This is a genomic window from Flavobacterium polysaccharolyticum, from assembly GCF_038739875.1.
Classification (GTDB): Bacteria; Bacteroidota; Bacteroidia; order Flavobacteriales; family Flavobacteriaceae; genus Flavobacterium; species Flavobacterium polysaccharolyticum.
In genome coordinates, this window is sequence record NZ_JBCGDP010000008.1 from 156,683 (window position 1) to 176,102 (window position 19,420).

Sequence of the window (19,420 nt, forward strand, 5' to 3'; positions counted from 1 at the left end):
CGATAGACCTAACAGGTTTTAAAAACCTATTAGGTTTCCACTAAACGTCAAATTAATTAATAATTTTTTTCTTTTATCAAATAGTAAATCGGAATCCCAATTAGCATAATCAAAACACCCCATCCACAAGTAGAAAATTTTGTAAACAATAATGAAACACACACTGCTGAGGCTATTATAATGTACAATAAAGGTAAAAAGGGATAACCTAAAGCTTTATAAGGACGAACTGCATCGGGCATTTTTTTGCGGAGAATGATAATTCCGTAAATGGTCAGGATATAAAAGATAAGTACGATGATAATTACAAAGTCTAATAAATCACCATATTTACCGGTAAGACATAATACAGAAGCCCATAAACATTGTGCCCAAAGTGCCCACGAAGGAACGCTCGCTTGGTTTAGTCTTGCAGCTTTTTTAAAAAACAAACCATCCTTTGCCATTGTATAATAGACTCTGGCTCCAGCCATAATTAATCCGTTGTTACAGGCAAAGGTCGAAATCATAATCATCAATGCGATAATGAGTGTTCCTATATCTCCAAAAATATATTGTGCTGCGACTACTGCTACCCTGTCTGATTTTGCACCCGCAATTTCGTTAAGCGGAATAACAGCGACGTACATCAAATTGGTCAATACATAAATTACTGTCACTATAAATGTTCCTAAAAGCATGCTTAAACCTACATTACGTTTTGGATTTTTAATTTCTCCAGCGATAAAAGTAACACCGGTCCAGGAATCACTAGAAAATAAAGCACCCACCATTGCAGCAGAAATTCCTGAAATCAAGGCTGTAGTACCAATTGGCATCCAGGAACCGCTAGTTGTATTAAAAAAATGCGGAGTCCAAGCATCTGTCCAATTAGCATCCCAAACAGAAGCTTTGGCAGCTAAGGTAAATCCGAAAATAATTAATCCTGAAATAGACAGAATTTTTATAATCGTTAAAATCGTTTGTAGAATTTTGCTGTTTTTCACACCTAGGGTGTTCAGGTAAGTCAGAAAAATAATCGTTATTATAGAAACAATTTGAGCAACATTAAGCTTAAAACTTCCTAATTGATATACTATATTTTCATCGCTGAATGCGGGAATCAAATATGCTGCAAATTTAGAGAAAGCAACTCCAACCGCTGCAATTGTTCCTGTCTGGATCACGGCAAAAAAGCTCCAACCGTATAAAAACGCTATTAATTTATTGTAAGATTCTTTTAAATACACATACTGACCGCCCGCATTAGGAAACATGGCGCTTAATTCTCCATAACTTACTGCGGCAATCATGGTGATAATTCCCGAAATCAGCCAGATTAAAACAAGCCATGCTGTAGAACCGACCTGTCTGGCAATATCGGCGCTAACGATGAATATTCCTGAACCAATCATCGAACCCACGACAAGCATGGTTCCGTCGAAGAGGCCGAGTTCTTTTTTAAATTCTTCCTGATTATTTGTTGTCATTTTTGGTTTGTTTGGTTTGTTTGGTTTGTTTGGTTTGTTTGGTTTGTTTTTTATTTTTTGTTTAGGTACTTTAAAAATCTAATATGATTAGGTTTTTAAATCATAATTTAAAATTCTATGTAAAAAAAATCAGCTTCATTTTTAATTAAACATGAAGCTGATTTTTTAGAGTTGAAACATTTGAGTATCGACAGAAGTTGGCTTTTCAGAAATAATCTCCGAAACTAATTTGCCTGTTGCCGGTGCCAGACTTAAGCCCATCATGGCGTGTCCTGTAACTACCGTTAGATTTTTTAGTCTTTTATCTTTGGCAATTATGGGCATTCCTGAAGGTGTACAAGGTCTGAATCCGAACCAGATGTCTTGCTCTTTTGGCATTTCTATTTTCAAATCAGGATAAAAATCATTAATTGAATTTAAAATTCCCCGAACTCTGTTTTGATTGATTTTGATATCATTCGTATGTGTGATTTCCATAGTTCCTCCAAAACGAATATCATTGTTCATAGGTGTGACAGCCACTTTTCCTTCACATAAAATACTCGGAATTGATGGTTTATGGCTTTGATCTTTTAACGTAAAACTATATCCTTTTCCCGGTAAAATTGAAATATTGATGTTTAGTTTTTTAGCAATATGCGGACTCCACGATCCTGTTGCCAAAACAACTTCATCGGTTGAAAAATTTCCTTTATCTGTTATAATTTCTGAAACGGTATTATTCTTTAAGAAAAAATCTACTACAGTTGTCTGGGTATGAATTTTTACATTCAATCTGCCCAGTTCATCTTTTAAAAACTGCATAAACTTTTGCGGATAGATGTGTGCATCGCTTTTGTAATGAACACCGCCAATAACATTTGTAGCGGTTCCTTTCTCTAAATTTGAAACTTCCTCTTTGGAAAGAAAATCAACTTCTAGGCCTAAATCTTCAGCCAACTTTCCTTCGTGATGAATTTCTTCTGCGGTTTTATCCGTTTTATAAAGCATCAAAAGCCCTTTTTCTTCATAGAAAAAAGAGTTGTTTTCTTTTGCTAGATCCTGATAGAGTTCTTTACTTAAAAGTGATAAATCGCAAAGGGCGGGCATCGCTTTTTCGACATGTTTCAAATTGGCATGTTTATAAAACTGTAAACCCCAATTCATTAAATCTATATTTAATCTGGGCTTAACATAAAACGGACTTTGGCTATCAAACATCCATTTTATTCCCTGTGCAATCATTCCAGGCTGAGCCAGCGGAATAATATGTGAAGGAACTATCATTCCTGCATTTCCGTAAGAGCAACCGTCATTCATGTCTGATTTATCAAAAACAACTACTTCATAACCTTCTTTAGCCAAATAATAAGCAGAACACAAACCTATTATACCTCCACCAATTATACTTACTTTTTTCATTATTACTCTCAATTAAAAATTTGGCGACAAGATTTTTTGTTAACCGTTAAATTATAGTTTCTTTTTAAATGACCTGAAAACCAAATGCGTACGGATCATCATCTTCATCAATTATAATGTTATTATAACCGTACACTTTTGCCCAACCCTGAATACTTGGTACGATGGCTTTTATATCTCCAATAGCGGTTTCTTCTTCCACTCGTCCAATAAACTTGCTTCCGATAAAACTTTCGTGAATATAATCTTCCCCTTTTTTAAGTTTTCCTTTGGCATGAAGCTGTGCAATCCTGGCTGAAGTTCCGGTTCCGCAAGGTGAGCGATCGATAGCTTTATCGCCATAGAAAACAGCATTTCGCCCTGAAGAGGACGGGTCAATAGGATCTCCTGTCCAGAGCATATGACTCACATCCCGAATCGTATCATTTTCAAGATGAATGAAAAGATTTGGGTATTTCTCGTTAATACGTTTGCGGACTACCTGGCTGTACTGCACTATTTTTCCGGCTGTAAAATCCTGAATTCCTGAAAAATGTGGCTGCGGGTCTACAATGGCGTAATAATTTCCTCCGTAAGCCACATCAAAAACAATTTCGCCTAGTTCCGGACAATCAACTGTCAACCCCTCGGCTGCCAGATACGATTTTACGTTTGTCAAACGTACCCATTCTACTTTCTTTCCCGTTTGCTGGTATTCGATCTGGACCAATCCTGCTGGTGCTTCCATTTTAATTTTTCCCGGAATTTTAGGAATTACCAAACCCTCTTCAATGGCAATGGTTATGGTTCCGATGGTTCCGTGACCACACATAGGAAGGCATCCTGAAGTTTCGATAAATAAGATTCCGAAGTCATTTTCAGGATTGCTTGGAGGATACAAAATGCTGCCACTCATCATATCATGTCCTCTAGGTTCAAACATAAGTCCTTTGCGAATCCAATCGTATTCTTTTAGAAAGTGTTGCCGTTTTTCACTCATGTTGTTTCCAACAAGGTTTGGGCCTCCGCCGGCAACTACTCTTACTGGATTACCACAAGTATGTGCATCAACGCAAAAAAAGGTTTTTCTGGGCATATATTAAATAGGATTCTGGGTTACTATATCATTTACTGTTCTGTTAATTCCTAATAGGTTTTCATCCTGCAAAGCAACGGGCAATAATTTATTTGGCCAGTCCTGAAACGTAACCGGACGAACCCATCTTTTTACTGCCGTTAATCCTACCGAAGTAAATTTACTGTCAGAACTGGCAGGAAAAGGGCCACCATGTGTCATTCCCGAGCAAACCTCAACTCCTGTAGGTACATTGTTAAAGATTAATCTCCCTACCTTATTTTTAAGGTTTTGGATTACTTCTTTGAAATCTTTTAATTCACTTTCATCCGAATTTAAAATAGTACCGGTGAGCTGTCCTTCCAGATTTTCAATAATTGTATTCAATTGCTGAATATCATCACATTTAACAACCACAGAAAAAGGCCCAAAAACCTCCTTATGAAATATTTTGTTCTTTAAGAAGGTATTTCCATCTACCGATATTACATTTTGCAGGGCATAATTTGGCTTTACCTCTTTCTTTAAATTAGTCTGCTGCGTATATCCTTCCTGTTCAAGAACTTCTGACTTCAAACTTTCATATTTAGTTTTAATATCGGGATGCAGCATACAGGCTGGCTCTAATTTGTCTGTCTCTAAAGCTAAAATAGTAATAAAATTCTCTAATTCTTTACTATTTATTCCTAAAATAAGTCCGGGATTGGTGCAAAACTGACCTGTTCCTGCTATAATAGATGCAGCGTAGTTTTTAGCCCATTTTTCACTCTCCAGTTTTAAGGCCGATGGTAAAATTACCACTGGATTAATGCTTCCCATCTCTGCATAAACTGGAATCGGAACAGGTCTGTTGGCTGCAATTTTACAAAGAGCAGTTCCTCCTGTAATACTTCCTGTAAAACCAACCGCTTTTACAGAGGGATGTTCAACCAAAGCTTTTCCTACCTCGATACCGCTGCTGTTTAGGTTCGAAAAGACACCATTTGGCATTCCGGTTCTTTGAGCTGCTTTGATAATTGCCGAAGATACCAACTCGCCCGTTCCCGCATGAAGCGGATGTGATTTTACAATGACCGGACAACCAGCAGCCAAAGCACTCGCCGTATCACCACCGGCGGTCGAGAAAGCCAGCGGAAAATTACTGGCTCCAAAAACCACTACAGGCCCAAGTGGAATCTGCATTCTGCGAATATCAGGTTTGTCTTCTGTTTTGTTGATGATGGCTTCTACCCATGAGCCTTCTCTCAACATCGTAGCAAAGGCCCTCAACTGTCCGGTTGTTCTTCCGCGTTCCCCATTGGCTCTGCCAACAGGAAGTCCAGATTCCTGAATATAAGTCGTTAATAAATCCTCACCCAACGCTTCAATTTCTTCGGCAATAGCTTCCAGAAAATCTGCTTTTTTTACGTCCACAATTGTTCCGTATGTTTTAAAAGCTTCTTCAGCTAAAGCTACAGCCTGAGCAATTTCGTCTTGGGTAGCTTCATAAAAAACAGTTTTATTCTCTGTATTTAGTTCCGGATTGATCGTCTTATAAGTCGTTTTACCTTTTGCGGAAAGCGTTTCTCCAATATAATTTTGTCCAGTAGTCATAGCTTACTTTTTACCTTTAGTTAAATGTTTTTGTAATCAGGCAAAATGGGTCTGTTTTTCATTGCAACATCGATAATAGTCAAAACGCGTTCTCTTTCAACTCCCTGCAATGGAAGTCTTGGAGCTCTTACGTTTTCTGTACCAAGTCCAGTGGCAACCTCAGCCAATTTGATGTTTTGTACCAATTGCGGAGAAATATCCAGTTCTAATAGTGGCATAAACCATCTGTAAATGGCTACCGCTTCCTCAATTCTTCCAGCTTTTACAAGTTTATAAATGGCCACAGTTTCTGCCGGATATGCTACTACTAAACCGGCAACCCAGCCATCTGCTCCTGTCACCAAACTTTCTAATGCCAGAGTATCAACACCACAAAGTACTTTTAAACGGTTTCCAAAACGGTTTCTAATTCTTACTACATTGCTAATATCGCGCGTAGACTCTTTTACTGCCTGAATATTGTCTAATTTTAAAAGTTCTTCAAACATGTCCAGCGTTACCTCAATTTTATAATCTACAGGATTATTGTAAATCATAATCGGTAGCGATGTACTTTTTGCGATTTCCTTAAAATAAACAACCGTTTCGTAGTCTGTAGCTTTATAGCGCATTGGAGGCAGTAACATCAAACCGTTTACACCTAATTCTTCGGCACGTTTGGCCAAAGTAATGGCTTCGCTGGTGGTCTGTTCTGCAATGTTTACAATAACCGGAATTTTTCCTGCTGTGATTCTTAACGTGTTGTTAATTAAAACCTCTTTTTCTTCTTTAGTCAATGTACTAGCTTCTCCAAGGGTTCCGCCAAGTATGATTCCGTTAACTCCAGCTTCAATTTGTGCTTTAATATTTTTTTCGAACATTACGAGGTCTAGTTGACCTTCTTCTGTAAACTTAGTCGTTACAGCCGGCATTACGCCTTCCCAATTTATATTCATATTATAATTTTTATCAAAAATAAAACTTATAAAAAGAGACGTCTTTGTCATTATTAGCCGTTATCAGGACTATATTACCCCATCTATTGTATAATCTGATTTTTTTGATAATATTTACATAACTAAAAAACAATCCTTTGAAAATCTTACCTTTTAAAATCCCAAAAACCGAGAGAGAAGCACTCATATATCAAGAGGATATTGAACGTGTTTTCTATGATCAGCTGCACCAGCATGAAGAAATTCAGATCAGTTATATCGTGAAAGGTGCCGGAACACTGATTGTTGGAGATTCTATTAATGATTATAAAGAAGACGATGTTTTAATAATTGGTGAAAACGTACCGCATGTTTTCAGGAGTAATGTAGAAGCCAGCCCGGAGTCTGTAATGCTAACTTTATTTTTTACCAAAACCTCTTTCGGGAAAGATTTTTTCAGTCTGAATGATATGAGCAGTGTAGATGATTTTTTTAAGGAATCTGAATATGGAATGAAAATACTGTCGAACCACAAAAAAATCATCCATCATTTTGAGAAGCTGAAAAAGCAGAATAAATTACAGCGAATCGCCTCGTTTTTAAAAATTATAAACATTATTATTTCTTCTGAAAAAACACCGCTTTCTTCTTTTGTTTACAAAAAAAAATATACTGATGATGAAGGAAGAAGAATGAGTGCTGTTTTTGAATATGCTATTGAATTTTACCATCAGAATATTACATTGGAAGAAGTGGCGGAGAAAGCCAATATGAGCAAAAATGCCTTTTGCAGATACTTTAAAAAACGTACTAATAAAACCTTCTTTCAGTTTTTGATTGAAATCAGAATTGAAAATGCGTGCAAATTACTGTACCATAAAAAAGACCTTTCGATTGCCTCCATATCTGAACTCTGCGGTTTTCAGGATATTGCCAACTTCAACAGGAAGTTTAAGGAACTGAAGGGAATTTCCCCTTCCCATTATCGCGCCCAATTTTAATTTTTTTAGCTTACAAACTCAGCAGTTTTTTTTCTAATCTTTCTAATCTGTGGCTTTAAATTTTAAAAATAGATTTTCTGATTTCTAATTGCAGTTCTGACGCTTCCGAAATTTTTTTGATTTCAAAACTTCTTTCGAAAAAGTAATCTTTTTTAACTGAAGATTTTACCAGACTCAAATCGATTTGAAGTCCTGCGTATTTTAAATATTTTGGGTAATCTATTTCAGTCGTAGTGTCTACATAGTTTTTTATTTCAGCTAGAGATTTTCCTGCGATTTGTTCAGAAGTCTGCCAAAACTCGGCTTCGGTAAATCCTCTTCCTTTTTTTTCATAATATTCATTATATAGAAAACGCATTACATCGTCTAATGATTTTTGATTATGGGTATTGTTTCTGATTTCAAGATCTAATAAAAAACCAATAACCGGTCCTTTATTGTAATAGGAAATCGTAGTTTGTTGAGCATTACTTTCGTTGTTGAAGAAATTCAGCCAAATATCAAAACTCGATCTGGATAAGGACATGTGTTTATTACCTTCAATATTTTCGTATCGTTTTATAGATTCCGAAATGTATTTTAAAGCTTCATTACCATCAAGCAAACCGGCTTTCATCATAATAATGTACTCGTAATAAACCGTAAAACCTTCAGAAAACCATAACATTGAGGTATAATTTTCTTTGTTATAATCAAAAGGTCCTAATTCTATTGGGCGAATTGCTTTTACATTATAAAGATGGAAATATTCATGTGTTACAAAATTCAGAAAATCAGTGTATGCTTCATTATTTTTAAAATCGAAAGTTCCGTTGGTAAAAATAGCCTGCGAATTCCAATGCTCCAATCCTCCGCCTCCTGCTTCCATCATAATGTAGCTGTAATCATCATAAGGCACTTTTTCCATGATAGCAGTTGTTGCTGTCATTATTTTTTTGAGATCTGAGGTTAATTTTTCTTCGTTTAATCCTTGTGGAGTTGCAATTCCTAAAGAATATGATTTTCCTTCATGCTTGAAATTGATAATTTTTTGATTGCCTAAATATATTGGACTATCATACAAAATATCCATATTTTTAGCTGTAAAAATAAAACTGTCCGGAGCAGCAGATTGTAATCCTGTTGAGATTTTTTTCCAGTTTTTATAAGGATTGATGGTCAGTGTTACTGGGTTGTTTAAGGCGTTTTCTACATGCATAAAAATAGTGTTGGGCATTAAAAATGCTTTTTCAGAATCGACATACGATTCTGCTACCGATTTTTTATTGGCAAAAACCCTGTACTTTACCTGTATTTTAGAGGCTTTTCCGTTTTCTGCCACCCAGCAGTTTTTAGTTTTTTTATGCCAGTTTATTTTGTTGCCATTGGCATCTGTTACGTCAAAATCTATAATATAGCGCGGTGTATCCAAAATCAAATAATAACCAGGCGTCCAGACCGGAAGCACTAAATTAGTTTGTGCCGATGAAAGGTTTTCAAAATTTAGAACTACTTCGAGATAATGCGACTCCGGATCCTGAAAAGCAACCGAATAATGCTGTTTTATTTGGGTATTAGCTGTCTTACTTACTGTTTTACAAGAAAGTGCTATTTGAAAAACAATCAGGCAAAAACAAATTTTTATGATTTCAATTGTATATTTCATATTGATTTTACTTTAAAATGAAAAGCCATCCCTGAACAGGAACAGCTTTTCACACACTTATAATTACAAGTAACCAACTTGTAAAAGTTTACTATTTTATTATAGGTACCCTGGATTTTGTTTTAAATTGCTATTTCTCTCTAACTGAACCTTCGGTATTGGAAGAATAGCTCTAAAAGCACCGGCAGGATTTGCTACCTTTGAAAACCATGATTTTGTTGAATACACTCCAAATCGTATTAAGTCTTGTTTTCTATGTGCCTCTCCAACGAATTCCCAAGCTAATTCATCAAGGAAACCTCCGTAAAGAATATCTGCTCCTCCTTCGTAATTTGTAATTACTCCTGCCTTATAAGTACCATATTTATAAACACTTCCTCCTAACAGTTTCGCACCTGTAACAGTTGCTTTGGCCGGATTAGTCTTTCTAAAATTTCTTTCTCTTACTTTTGTTACAATTTCTGCAGCACCAGCAGCATCTCCTGTTCTTAATAAACACTCTGCTTTAATCATCATAGCGTCGGCTAATCTATAAAAAGGAACATCATTACTTAATTGTGCAATTTGACCTTTGCCAATTTCATATTTAACCATTCTATACCCTTCGTTAGGTTCGCAGCCATTAACATCTGTCAAGTAGTTAAGATACTCAAATTGTGCTCCATTTTTTAGCATAATAGGTTCTCCTTTACTATCAAACTGTTTTCCTCCTAACCAGGAATCTTTTAATCTTTGATCATCAGGATCATAAGTATCTATAAATTGAGGTATTCCGCCAGAACCATTCCAGGGTCCTCCAGCTAATTCATAAGTTACCTGACTTTCAGCTGCTAATGTTTTAAATGGCCAGTAACTTCCACCTGCTTTTTTTTGATCAAAAGGAATAGAAAATATCTGTTCTGAAGAAAATTGATTTTCTATTATGAAATTATCTAAATAATTTGTGCATAATGTAAAACCTCCATTATTTATAACATCATTAACTTCAGCTAAAGCTTCGTTCCATTTTGGCGTTCCTATATAAACCTCAGCATTTAAATACAGTTTTGCCAAAGTCATTTTAGCAGCCCATTTTGTAACTTTCCCATAATTTTTAGATTCTTTCTTATCACTCAAATAAGGTAAAGTACCTTTTAGTTCACTTTCTACAAAATCATACACTTCTTTACCTGTATTTTGTTCTGGCAAATATCCTTTAGGTAAATCATATTTGGTTACAATAGGAACATTTCTAAAATTATCTAATAATAAATAATAATAAATAGCTCTTAAAGCTCTTAGTTCCTGAAAAACAATATCTTTATTTTCAAGATCCGGTATTTGTTCTATCTGAAAAATAGCTTTATTGACATTATTTACACCACCAAACAAATAAGCCCAATTCCCTTCTGCATGAGGTAGCGGAGCCTCATACGTGTGTTGGTGCATTGTAATGTAATAATCTCCCCAGCCAATACCGTTTCTTAATGGCGTTACTATTAAATCTGATGATTCTTCGTATAAACAAAACGCCGCATCCCAGCCCCAATAAACCTCTCTTAATGACGTATAAGCTGGTGCCATAAGGCTTGCTAAATCTTCTGCCTTAAATTTAGTTTCCTCACCAATTACTTTATCATAAACATTCTCATCTAAATTAGTGCATCCTGTTCCTAAAAGCAGTAAGCCCGAAGCAAGGATTTTGTATATTATATTTTTATTTTTCATTTTGAATTAATTTAAAAAGTTACATTTAATCCCAAAGTCATACCTGTTGTACTTGGATATTTATCCCTATTATCCATTCCTTGAGATGTAGGGTCTCCTCTTATTATCTCTGGATCCAAACCTTTGTACTTTGTAAACGTGGCTAAGTTATTCCCGGATACATACAATCGCATTGCATTGATGAATTTAAACGGCTTAACATCAAAATTATAGGATAAAGTTATGTTGTCAATCTTTACATAATCTCCTTGTTCAATATAATAACTTACATAAGTTGGATTATAATTTAATACCGCCTTACCATACACTTTGTCATATGTACTAGATAGCATATTATATTCTGTTTTAGAATTTCCATAAAACATACGTTGACTATTTAGTATTTGAAAATCGAAAGCTCCTGTCAGCACCATACTTAAATCAAATTTTTTGTAGCTAAAAGTATTGGTCCAACCTGCATAATATTGCGGAATACCATTTCCTAAATATTGCTTATTCGTATCATTGTACATAGAAGGATCAAGTGTTTTCCTTGTACCGTCTGGCAATTCAACAATCCATTGTCCATCATTAGTAATATCTACCGATTTTAACCCCCAAAAATTACCTAATGATTGTCCAACTTCTAATCTATGAGTTTCGAATGAAATAGGATCTCCAGTGTTTCCTCTATTTATATAATCTCCTTCAATTTGATATAAATCATTAGAAAGACTTGTTAACTTATTTTTATTGTGTGAAAAAGTCATTGAGGAACTCCAAAGAAAATTATCCGTTTTGACAGGAATTGTATTAAGAAGAATTTCGATACCTTTATTTTCCATTTTACCAACATTAGCAATAGTCGAATCATATATATTAGGAGGACTTGGCACAGCGTATGTCCATAACATATCAATTGTTTTTTTACTATACACATCAACGCTTCCGCTAATTCTATTATTAAAAAATCCAAAATCAAGACCTATATTTACTTCTGTCGTTTTCTCCCAACGCAAATCAGGATTAGGATTACTTACTGGTTCTAATCCTCTCACCCATTTTCCATCATTATAAAAATAGCCACCATAATTATACAATGTCAGTGACATATAAGGATCATTAGGAATTACTCCTGTTTCTCCATAACCTGCTCTTAATTTTAAAATATTTACAGTTTCAACATCTTTTAAGAAAGACTCCTTATTAATACTCCATCCTGCAGAAACCGCAGGGAAATTTCCCCATTGGTAATTTGCACCAAATTTAGAAGATCCTTCTCTCCTGATACTAACTAATAAATCGTATTTACTATTAAAGTTATAGTTAACTCTACCAAAGAATCCAATTAATGTATTATCATTTTTATAACTTCCCATCCCTGCTAATCCATCAGACAAAGCATTTCCTGAACCCAAATTATTATAGGAAAAAGCATCGGTAGGAAAATCAGAATTACTGGCCGAAAATCCTTCATTTACGATATATTGATAACTATAGCCCCCTAATACTGTAAACTCATGCTTATCTAAAATTTTATGGTATTTGGATGTTATCTCAACTAAATCACTATCCGTCGTACCCATATTCCTTGAAGCAACACCATTTCGCAAATTTATCGTATTTGAATAATGTTTTTTGGTTTCTGCATATCCGTTTAAAAATGTGTCTTTATTTTTTGAAAGTTGCGCCCCTACATCCCATCCTGGTAATAAATCAAGTGTCAGATTAGCTGTAAATCTTTGCCATGTTCTATTTCTATCTTCTATTGTTTCATTTATAATACCTACAGGATTATAATATTGAAACTTACCTTTATCCGTATAATTCTCATCATAAGTCACTCCATCAGGCTCATAAACAGAAGCTGTAGGGTTTCTTATCATAGCTTGTCTATAGGCGTAAGCTACTGTTCCTTCTGAAAGTCCCATATTTTGGGTTCCATTTAGTAAGTTCAAATTAACTTTTAACTTATCATTGAACATACTATGATTAACATCAAATGAGAATCGATACTCTTTATTAAATGTATTAGTAAAAACACCTGTTTCATCTATATAATTAAGATTCACAGTATAGTTTGTTTTAACATTTCCTCCTTTTAAAGCTAAATTATGATTTTTAGCAAATCCACTTCCTGAAATTTGATCCAACCAATTGGTATCAGCCCCACCCTCTTGATAAGGTATTCTTAATCCTTGAGAGCGGAAATTTCTTTGTTGTGTAGCATCTAAAAAATCAGCCTTATTATAAAAATTACTTATTGTAGCAAATGTTGAATAGGTAATAGTTGGTGCAATGTCTTTGTTTACCGTTTTTGTGGTAATAAGAATAACCCCATTTGCACCTCTTGTTCCATAAATTGCAGCTGCTGAAGCATCTTTCAATATATCGATAGAAGCAATGTCATTTGGAGCAACGGTATTCATACCTCCCGGTACACCATTAATTAAGACCAAAGGAGCAGCGTTTCCTTGTAAAGTAGAAACTCCACGCAATGAAATATTAGATGATGAACTCGGATCACCGGAACCATTACTAATTGTTAGACCTGCTGCTTTACCTCTAATAAGATCCGAAGCATCTCTAATAGCACCTCTTGTAAAATTCTCCTCTTTTATACTAGCAATAGCGGTGGTAACCCTTGATTTTTTCTGGGTTCCGTATCCTACGACCACTACTTCATTTAATTCATTTAAGTCCGATTCTAAAATTACATTGAGAATATTACCATCTGGTTTTAGCTCTTTAGTTTTTAATCCTACATAAGAAAAAACTAATATGACATTGTTTCCTTTAGTACGAATTTCAAAGCTACCATCAAAATCACTTATAACTGCATTGGTTGTGTTTTTCTCTAAAACTGACACCCCTGGCAGAGGAAGATTGTTTGAATCTGTAATTTTCCCGCTGTATTTCTGTTGAGAAAAAGAGCTTAAAAAAACAAACATAAATAAAATTGTACAGAACACCTTGTCTCTATAATAAGATGTTATTGTACTTTTAAAAGCTTGTGTGATTGGTTTCATAATTTAAACAGTTTTATTTGTGTACTATTAACACTTGTAAAAATATATTAAATTAAAGCTGACCAAAATGTTTATATTACCACATGATAATACTATATTATCCTATATTTAGTTAAATATTTAAAATTTAAGTAAAGACTGAAAGGATTTCAATAATTAATATCAAAGAAATTGTATATATAGTATGGCTATTCGTTACTTTTACTAATGCAGAAAAAAATATTTGGGTTATCACCCCATTATGAACCTACCTAAGTTTTTCGAAAAATATCCTGATGAGGTCTCATGTATTGAGGAATTTAAAGCCAAACGGCTTGAAATGGGGATTACTTGTAAAAAGTGTAAACACACAGAACATTATTTTCGCAAGACGGATTTAAAAGTTCAATGTGAAAAATATGGAAGTCGCATCAGTCTTGGTTCTAGTTCTGAAATCAGGTAAAGTTCCGGTGTATTAATCGATTGAGATTTAAATATTACTTCAGCCATTGCATGTTATTTGTGTAACTCTAAAGCATTTTAGAATAAAAACTGCAAAAAAAAAGCTGTCCTTACTTTAGACAGCTCCTTTTTTATATATTAAATCCGAATTTAAAAACACGAACTTTTGCTTACTAAATATTCTGCTTTCAGCAGTGAATTAGTCATTCATCGAAATCAAAAATTCTTCGTTATTGCGGGTTTTCTTAAATCGATCATTAATAAAATCCATCGCTTCAATAGGATTCATGTCCGAAAGGTATTTTCGCATGATCCACATTCTATGCAACGTATTTTGATCTAAAAGTAAATCATCACGTCTAGTACTTGAAGATGTCAAATCAATAGCTGGGAAAATACGTTTGTTAGCAATTTTTCTATCCAACTGTAACTCCATGTTACCCGTACCTTTGAATTCTTCAAAAATAACTTCATCCATTTTAGAGCCAGTCTCGGTCAATGCAGTAGCAATAATACTTAGAGAACCTCCATTTTCAACATTTCTTGCTGCTCCAAAAAAGCGTTTTGGTTTTTGTAATGCATTAGCATCAACCCCACCGCTCAAGACTTTTCCTGAAGCAGGTTGAACGGTATTGTAAGCCCTAGCTAAACGTGTAATTGAGTCTAATAAGACCACAACATCATGACCACATTCTACTAATCGCTTAGCTTTTTCTAGAACGATATTAGCAATTTTCACGTGTTCTTGAGGCTCTCTGTCGAAAGTGGAAGCAATTACCTCACCCCTTACACTGCGTTGCATGTCTGTAACCTCTTCTGGACGTTCATCAATTAACAGAACAATCAAATAAACTTCTGGATGGTTAGCAGCAATTGCGTTGGCGATGTCTTTTAACAACATGGTTTTACCCGTTTTCGGCTGTGCAACAATCATTCCACGCTGTCCTTTTCCTATTGGAGAAAACAAATCAATAATTCGAGTAGAAATAGTACTTTGTTTTTCAGCTAACTTAAACTTTTCTGAAGGGAAAACAGGTGTTAAATGTTCAAAAGAAACTCTATCTCGAACTACTTGTGGGTCGTGTCCATTAATTTTTAAAACACGAACTAATGGAAAATATTTTTCTCCTTCTTTAGGAGGACGAACCACTCCTTTTACGGTATCACCCGTTTTCAATCCAAACAAACGAATTTGAGAAGTTGACAAATAAATATCATCAGGAGAAGCTAAATAATTATAATCTGAGGAACGAAGAAAACCATACCCATCAGGCATCATTTCTAATACTCCTTCACTTTCAATGATACCATCAAACTCAAAATCGGCATCTTTAAAATTATTTTTCTTGTTTTTGAAATTGGGATTTTGGTTACCATTAGCGTTACCATTATTGGCGTTATTACCGTTCCCATTAGGGTTTTGATTTGGATTCCCGTTTTGCTTTTTATTGTGATTAGGATTAATCTTTTTAGCAGGAATAGGGTTCTCTATTACTTCAGTTGTTTTGCTTTCAACAGTTTCTTCTGGTACAAAAGCAGTGGTGTCATTTGATATTTCAGGAGCTTCTATTGCATTTTTTGCTTCTTCTTTTTCCCGCTGAAGCGCCATCTTCTTCTCGTATGCCGATTTATTGAACTTAACCGTTTTATTAACTTTTCCTTTTGCAGCGTCAGCTTCTTTATGATTTTCTGCTTTGACAAATTCTCTAGCAGGAGATTCTAACGTTTCCGGATTAGACGAAACTTGTTTCTCTTTCAAGACTTTAGCATCCTCTTCTTGAAAAAGAGTAGTTGGATTACTATCAACAGTGTTTGTTTTTTTAGTGGGTACAATACGAGCTCTTTTAGGCTTTTCTGTATCCACAGTGTCTTTAACAACACTTTCATCAACTTTGGAAGTTGCTGCTTGATGCTCTAAAATAAGACCAATTAAAGTTTCTTTTTTTACACCGTTAAACTTTATTGTTTTTGCTGTTTTAGCAATTTCTTGAAGCTCAGAAAGCTTCAATTCTTTTAATGCAGAAATATCAAACATGAATGTTCTATTAGATTATTTATTTTGGGAAATCCTGTGAAGAATAGAATAGATTTTTTTTCTTGAATCGACCGCAGTATGAAGTGCTTACGGATTTATAATGCAATAATACGAATAAAATTCAATCATACAATAGTATTTATTAAAAAGAAAAATATATTTTTGCGTTAGAATAATAGTAAAATGATACAAAGAATTCAAACCATCTATTTATTTTTGGCCTTTTTGGTTACTTTGGTAGTACCGTATATTTTCCCTTTATGGATTACGGCTGATGCCAAAGACTTTTATTTTATGCAAAATCCAATTTATGTTGGTCTATTTGGATTAAGTACGACGCTATCTTTGGTTAGTATTTTTTCATTTAAAAAGAGACAAAATCAATTTGTAATGGGCAGATTGAATATGATATTAAATTTAATTTTATTAGGATTGTTTGTATATCGTTCGCTAAATTTATCTGGAGAAACCCCATTGGTTTCTGAGAAAGGTATTGGGATGTTTGCGCCTGTCTTGGCTATCGTGTTATTAGTTTTAGCTAATAAAGCCATCAAGAAGGATGAAGATCTTGTAAAATCTGTGGACAGATTGAGATAAACCTATAAACTTAGTTTATTTGTGCGAAGGAAACCCGAATTTTAAATTCGGGTTTTTTTATTCAAAAATGCTACTTGCTTTTAATTAAAAATAATACATTTGAAAAGAACTATACCTACAATATGCAAACGATTAATATTCATTTAGCAGACGACCATCAAATACTTATTGACGGAATTAAGACCCTATTAAACACTATACCCGGATTCTCTATTGTCGGGACTTCTTTAAATGGCACAAATATTTATGAAGAAGTTACTCAAAACAATGCCGATGTACTAGTTCTTGACATAAGCATGCCAGAAAAGGACGGAATTCAAGTACTTAAAGAATTTTCAAAAAAAGGATTTCCTTGCAAAGTAATTATCTTATCAAGTTACGATGATTTAAAAATTGTAAAAGAAGTAATGAAACTAGGCGCTAGCGGATATCTTACCAAACAATGTGCAAGCGAAAGTATCATAGAAGCCATACAAGTCATAACGATGGGACAAGAATACTTTTGTAAAACTGTACAAAATAAAATCTTTAACACCGCAACAAAAGACAATCCAAAGTTGAAGTCAGTCCCGCAAGTAATTCATCCCACACTGACAGAACGTGAAATAGAAATCATCATATTAATATCGCTTGAATATAGCGGTAAAGAAATTAGCGAGCAATTGTTTATCAGTACTAATACCGTAGAGACACACCGAAAAAATATCATGAAAAAAATCAAAGCCAAAAACACCATAAGCATAGTAAAATATGCATTAAAACACAAACTGATCAAGTCCTAAATTGGTATACTTACACGATGCATTTTCTTCCACAATTTTCAAACTACTTTTCTATACTACAAATAAAAATTTCATGGATATTTTTCCTGTTATTTTTTACATCAACACAGTCTTTTTCTCAAGAAAAAAAACTCCCAAGAGAAGAACTCATTAAACTTGTTAAAGAGGCGGTAAATGACATGAATAATGAATTATATGAGAAATCATTAATTCAATCTAGAAGTGCATTACGCCATGCCATTTTATCTGGTGACATTGAACTGATCGCTCATATCTACAACAACATAGGTGGTAATTTTGACGGATTACTCGAATACGAAAAAGCGTTGTTTTACTATAAAAAAGGGCTGATTTTTGCAGATAGAACAAACAGTAACTACGTCAAATACAACATTAACAACAACTTAGGTAATATTTATTTTTTCGACAAAAAAGACTTTAAAAAAGGAATATATCATTACACAAAAGCAATTGACTATAGCCTAAAAATCAAAGATACTACCAAAATGGTTTTTACCAAAATCAATATGGCATGGGCTTTCTTTGATATACAAAAATTTGATGAGGGCTACCCCTATTTACAGTTTGTAAATACCAATTTTTCAAGACATGGAGATACCTCTTTAAAATGTATCACAAACATGTTAAATGGCATGTATTACAGTAATAAAAACGATAGTAAAAAAGCTACTGCCTTTTTTGAAAATGCAGTGAAATACGGAATTGAAGAAGAAGAAAAATCAGATCTATCCTATGCATATCTCGAATATTCAAAATTTTTGAATAAAAATGGAGAATACAAAAAAGCATATGCCTTTCTCGAACAGTATAATAAATTAAATGAAGAAATTAATTCTGAGGAAAAGCTTAAAAAAGCTAACGTTGCGGGTATTAATCTCGAATTAGACGAATACAAAAGAGAAATAGATAAAATATCCAATAGTTACAAATCAAAAGAAACTTATTGGTTAGAACAACAATCTCGTAACAAAAAAATTGTGATTTTAGTCATCACGCTCTCACTGTTGGTTTTCTTAATTTTTTATGCCTTTTCACAAAATGAGAAACTAAAACAATACAATCGATTAAAAGAAATCCAGAGCAAAGTACAACAAAACATTATCAATGCTACCATTGATGGCCAAGAGTCCGAACGTAAAAAAATTGCGACTTTTCTTCATGATAATATCAGCGCCCTGTTGTCTTCTGCAGGCATGCATCTCAATGTTTTTAGTACGATGAGTCAAAATCAATCAGATGAAATCATAAAAACAAAATACATTCTAGAAGACGCCCATCATAAAGTAAGAGACTTATCGCACGAATTGATGCCTTCGCTTTTGGTGAGATTTGGTTTATTATATGCCTTGGATGATTTATGTGAAAAAAACTCGAATTCAAAAATTAAATTTGATTTTTTGAACACCATCGATACACAAACCCGATTTGATGAAGCTTTCGAAATGAAAATTTATTTTATTGTTTCTGAGTTGTTGAACAATATTTTGAAACATAGCAAGGCAAGTAAAGGAAAACTTCATATTACGATGAATAATAATCAACTTACTATTCTAGTCGAGGATAATGGTAACGGTTTTGATTTTGAAGCCAATGAAATAATAGAAGGCTTTGGATTAAACAGAATAAAAGCAAGAATTCATAACATGATGGGTGAAATATATATTATTTCAGACAAAAGTAAAGGAACTAATATAGAATTAATCGTTCCAATAGTTTAGATAAGTATAAGCTAGTTTTTAATTACTACTTTTA

13 protein-coding genes and 1 pseudogene are annotated in these 19,420 nt (G+C 34.0%); 5 read left to right on the top strand and 9 right to left on the bottom strand.

Annotated elements, in window-relative coordinates; genetic code table 11:
• Positions 1-56: 56 nt before the first annotated feature.
• The 5 genes from WFZ86_RS10030 to WFZ86_RS10050 all read right to left on the bottom strand — a co-directional run bounded on the left by WFZ86_RS10030 (position 57) and on the right by WFZ86_RS10050 (position 6,452).
• A complete protein-coding gene (locus tag WFZ86_RS10030) occupies positions 57-1,469 on the bottom strand; it encodes an APC family permease (RefSeq protein ID WP_342691813.1) in 1,413 nt (470 codons plus the stop codon).
• A 165-nt stretch (positions 1,470-1,634) separates the two neighbouring features.
• Complete coding sequence (locus tag WFZ86_RS10035) at positions 1,635-2,870, bottom strand: NAD(P)/FAD-dependent oxidoreductase (protein ID WP_342691814.1); 1,236 nt, start codon at positions 2,868-2,870, stop codon at positions 1,635-1,637.
• Positions 2,871-2,934: 64 nt separating this feature from the next.
• A complete protein-coding gene (locus WFZ86_RS10040; RefSeq protein WP_342691815.1) occupies positions 2,935-3,945 on the bottom strand; it encodes a 4-hydroxyproline epimerase in 1,011 nt (336 codons plus the stop codon).
• Positions 3,946-3,948: 3 nt separating this feature from the next.
• Positions 3,949-5,517: an aldehyde dehydrogenase (NADP(+)) gene (locus WFZ86_RS10045; RefSeq protein WP_342691816.1), complete on the bottom strand. Its 1,569-nt coding sequence runs from the start codon at positions 5,515-5,517 to the stop codon at positions 3,949-3,951.
• Positions 5,518-5,537: 20 nt separating this feature from the next.
• Entirely contained in the window at positions 5,538-6,452 is a 915-nt protein-coding gene (locus WFZ86_RS10050) for a dihydrodipicolinate synthase family protein (RefSeq protein ID WP_342691817.1), read from the bottom strand.
• Between the two features lie 137 nt (positions 6,453-6,589).
• On the opposite strand from WFZ86_RS10050, the gene WFZ86_RS10055 reads away from it, so the two are divergent.
• Entirely contained in the window at positions 6,590-7,432 is an 843-nt protein-coding gene (locus WFZ86_RS10055) for an AraC family transcriptional regulator (protein ID WP_078229284.1), read from the top strand.
• 55 nt (positions 7,433-7,487) lie between these two features.
• Here the strand turns inward: WFZ86_RS10055 and WFZ86_RS10060 are convergent, their stop codons facing one another.
• The 3 genes from WFZ86_RS10060 to WFZ86_RS10070 all read right to left on the bottom strand — a co-directional run bounded on the left by WFZ86_RS10060 (position 7,488) and on the right by WFZ86_RS10070 (position 13,792).
• Positions 7,488-9,077: a M61 family metallopeptidase gene (locus tag WFZ86_RS10060; RefSeq protein ID WP_342691818.1), complete on the bottom strand. Its 1,590-nt coding sequence runs from the start codon at positions 9,075-9,077 to the stop codon at positions 7,488-7,490.
• Positions 9,078-9,176: 99 nt separating this feature from the next.
• The gene (locus tag WFZ86_RS10065; protein ID WP_342691819.1) at positions 9,177-10,784 is read right to left on the bottom strand and encodes a RagB/SusD family nutrient uptake outer membrane protein; all 1,608 of its coding nucleotides are present in this window, start codon (positions 10,782-10,784) and stop codon (positions 9,177-9,179) included.
• Positions 10,785-10,795: 11 nt separating this feature from the next.
• Complete coding sequence (locus WFZ86_RS10070) at positions 10,796-13,792, bottom strand: SusC/RagA family TonB-linked outer membrane protein (RefSeq protein ID WP_342691820.1); 2,997 nt, start codon at positions 13,790-13,792, stop codon at positions 10,796-10,798.
• Positions 13,793-14,033: 241 nt separating this feature from the next.
• Between WFZ86_RS10070 and WFZ86_RS10075 the strand changes: the two are divergent.
• Positions 14,034-14,222: pseudogene (locus WFZ86_RS10075) on the top strand (IS1595 family transposase); the annotation flags it as partial.
• 210 nt (positions 14,223-14,432) lie between these two features.
• Here WFZ86_RS10075 and rho read toward each other — a convergent pair.
• Positions 14,433-16,268, bottom strand: coding sequence for a transcription termination factor Rho (gene rho, locus WFZ86_RS10080; RefSeq protein WP_342691821.1), 1,836 nt, complete (start codon positions 16,266-16,268; stop codon positions 14,433-14,435).
• Positions 16,269-16,451: 183 nt separating this feature from the next.
• On the opposite strand from rho, the gene WFZ86_RS10085 reads away from it, so the two are divergent.
• The 3 genes from WFZ86_RS10085 to WFZ86_RS10095 all read left to right on the top strand — a co-directional run bounded on the left by WFZ86_RS10085 (position 16,452) and on the right by WFZ86_RS10095 (position 19,386).
• Complete coding sequence (locus tag WFZ86_RS10085; RefSeq protein ID WP_342691822.1) at positions 16,452-16,865, top strand: DUF4293 domain-containing protein; 414 nt, start codon at positions 16,452-16,454, stop codon at positions 16,863-16,865.
• A 74-nt stretch (positions 16,866-16,939) separates the two neighbouring features.
• Complete coding sequence (locus WFZ86_RS10090) at positions 16,940-17,647, top strand: response regulator (RefSeq protein WP_342691823.1); 708 nt, start codon at positions 16,940-16,942, stop codon at positions 17,645-17,647.
• 179 nt (positions 17,648-17,826) lie between these two features.
• A complete protein-coding gene (locus WFZ86_RS10095; protein ID WP_342691824.1) occupies positions 17,827-19,386 on the top strand; it encodes a tetratricopeptide repeat-containing sensor histidine kinase in 1,560 nt (519 codons plus the stop codon).
• Positions 19,387-19,420 lie beyond the last annotated feature (34 nt).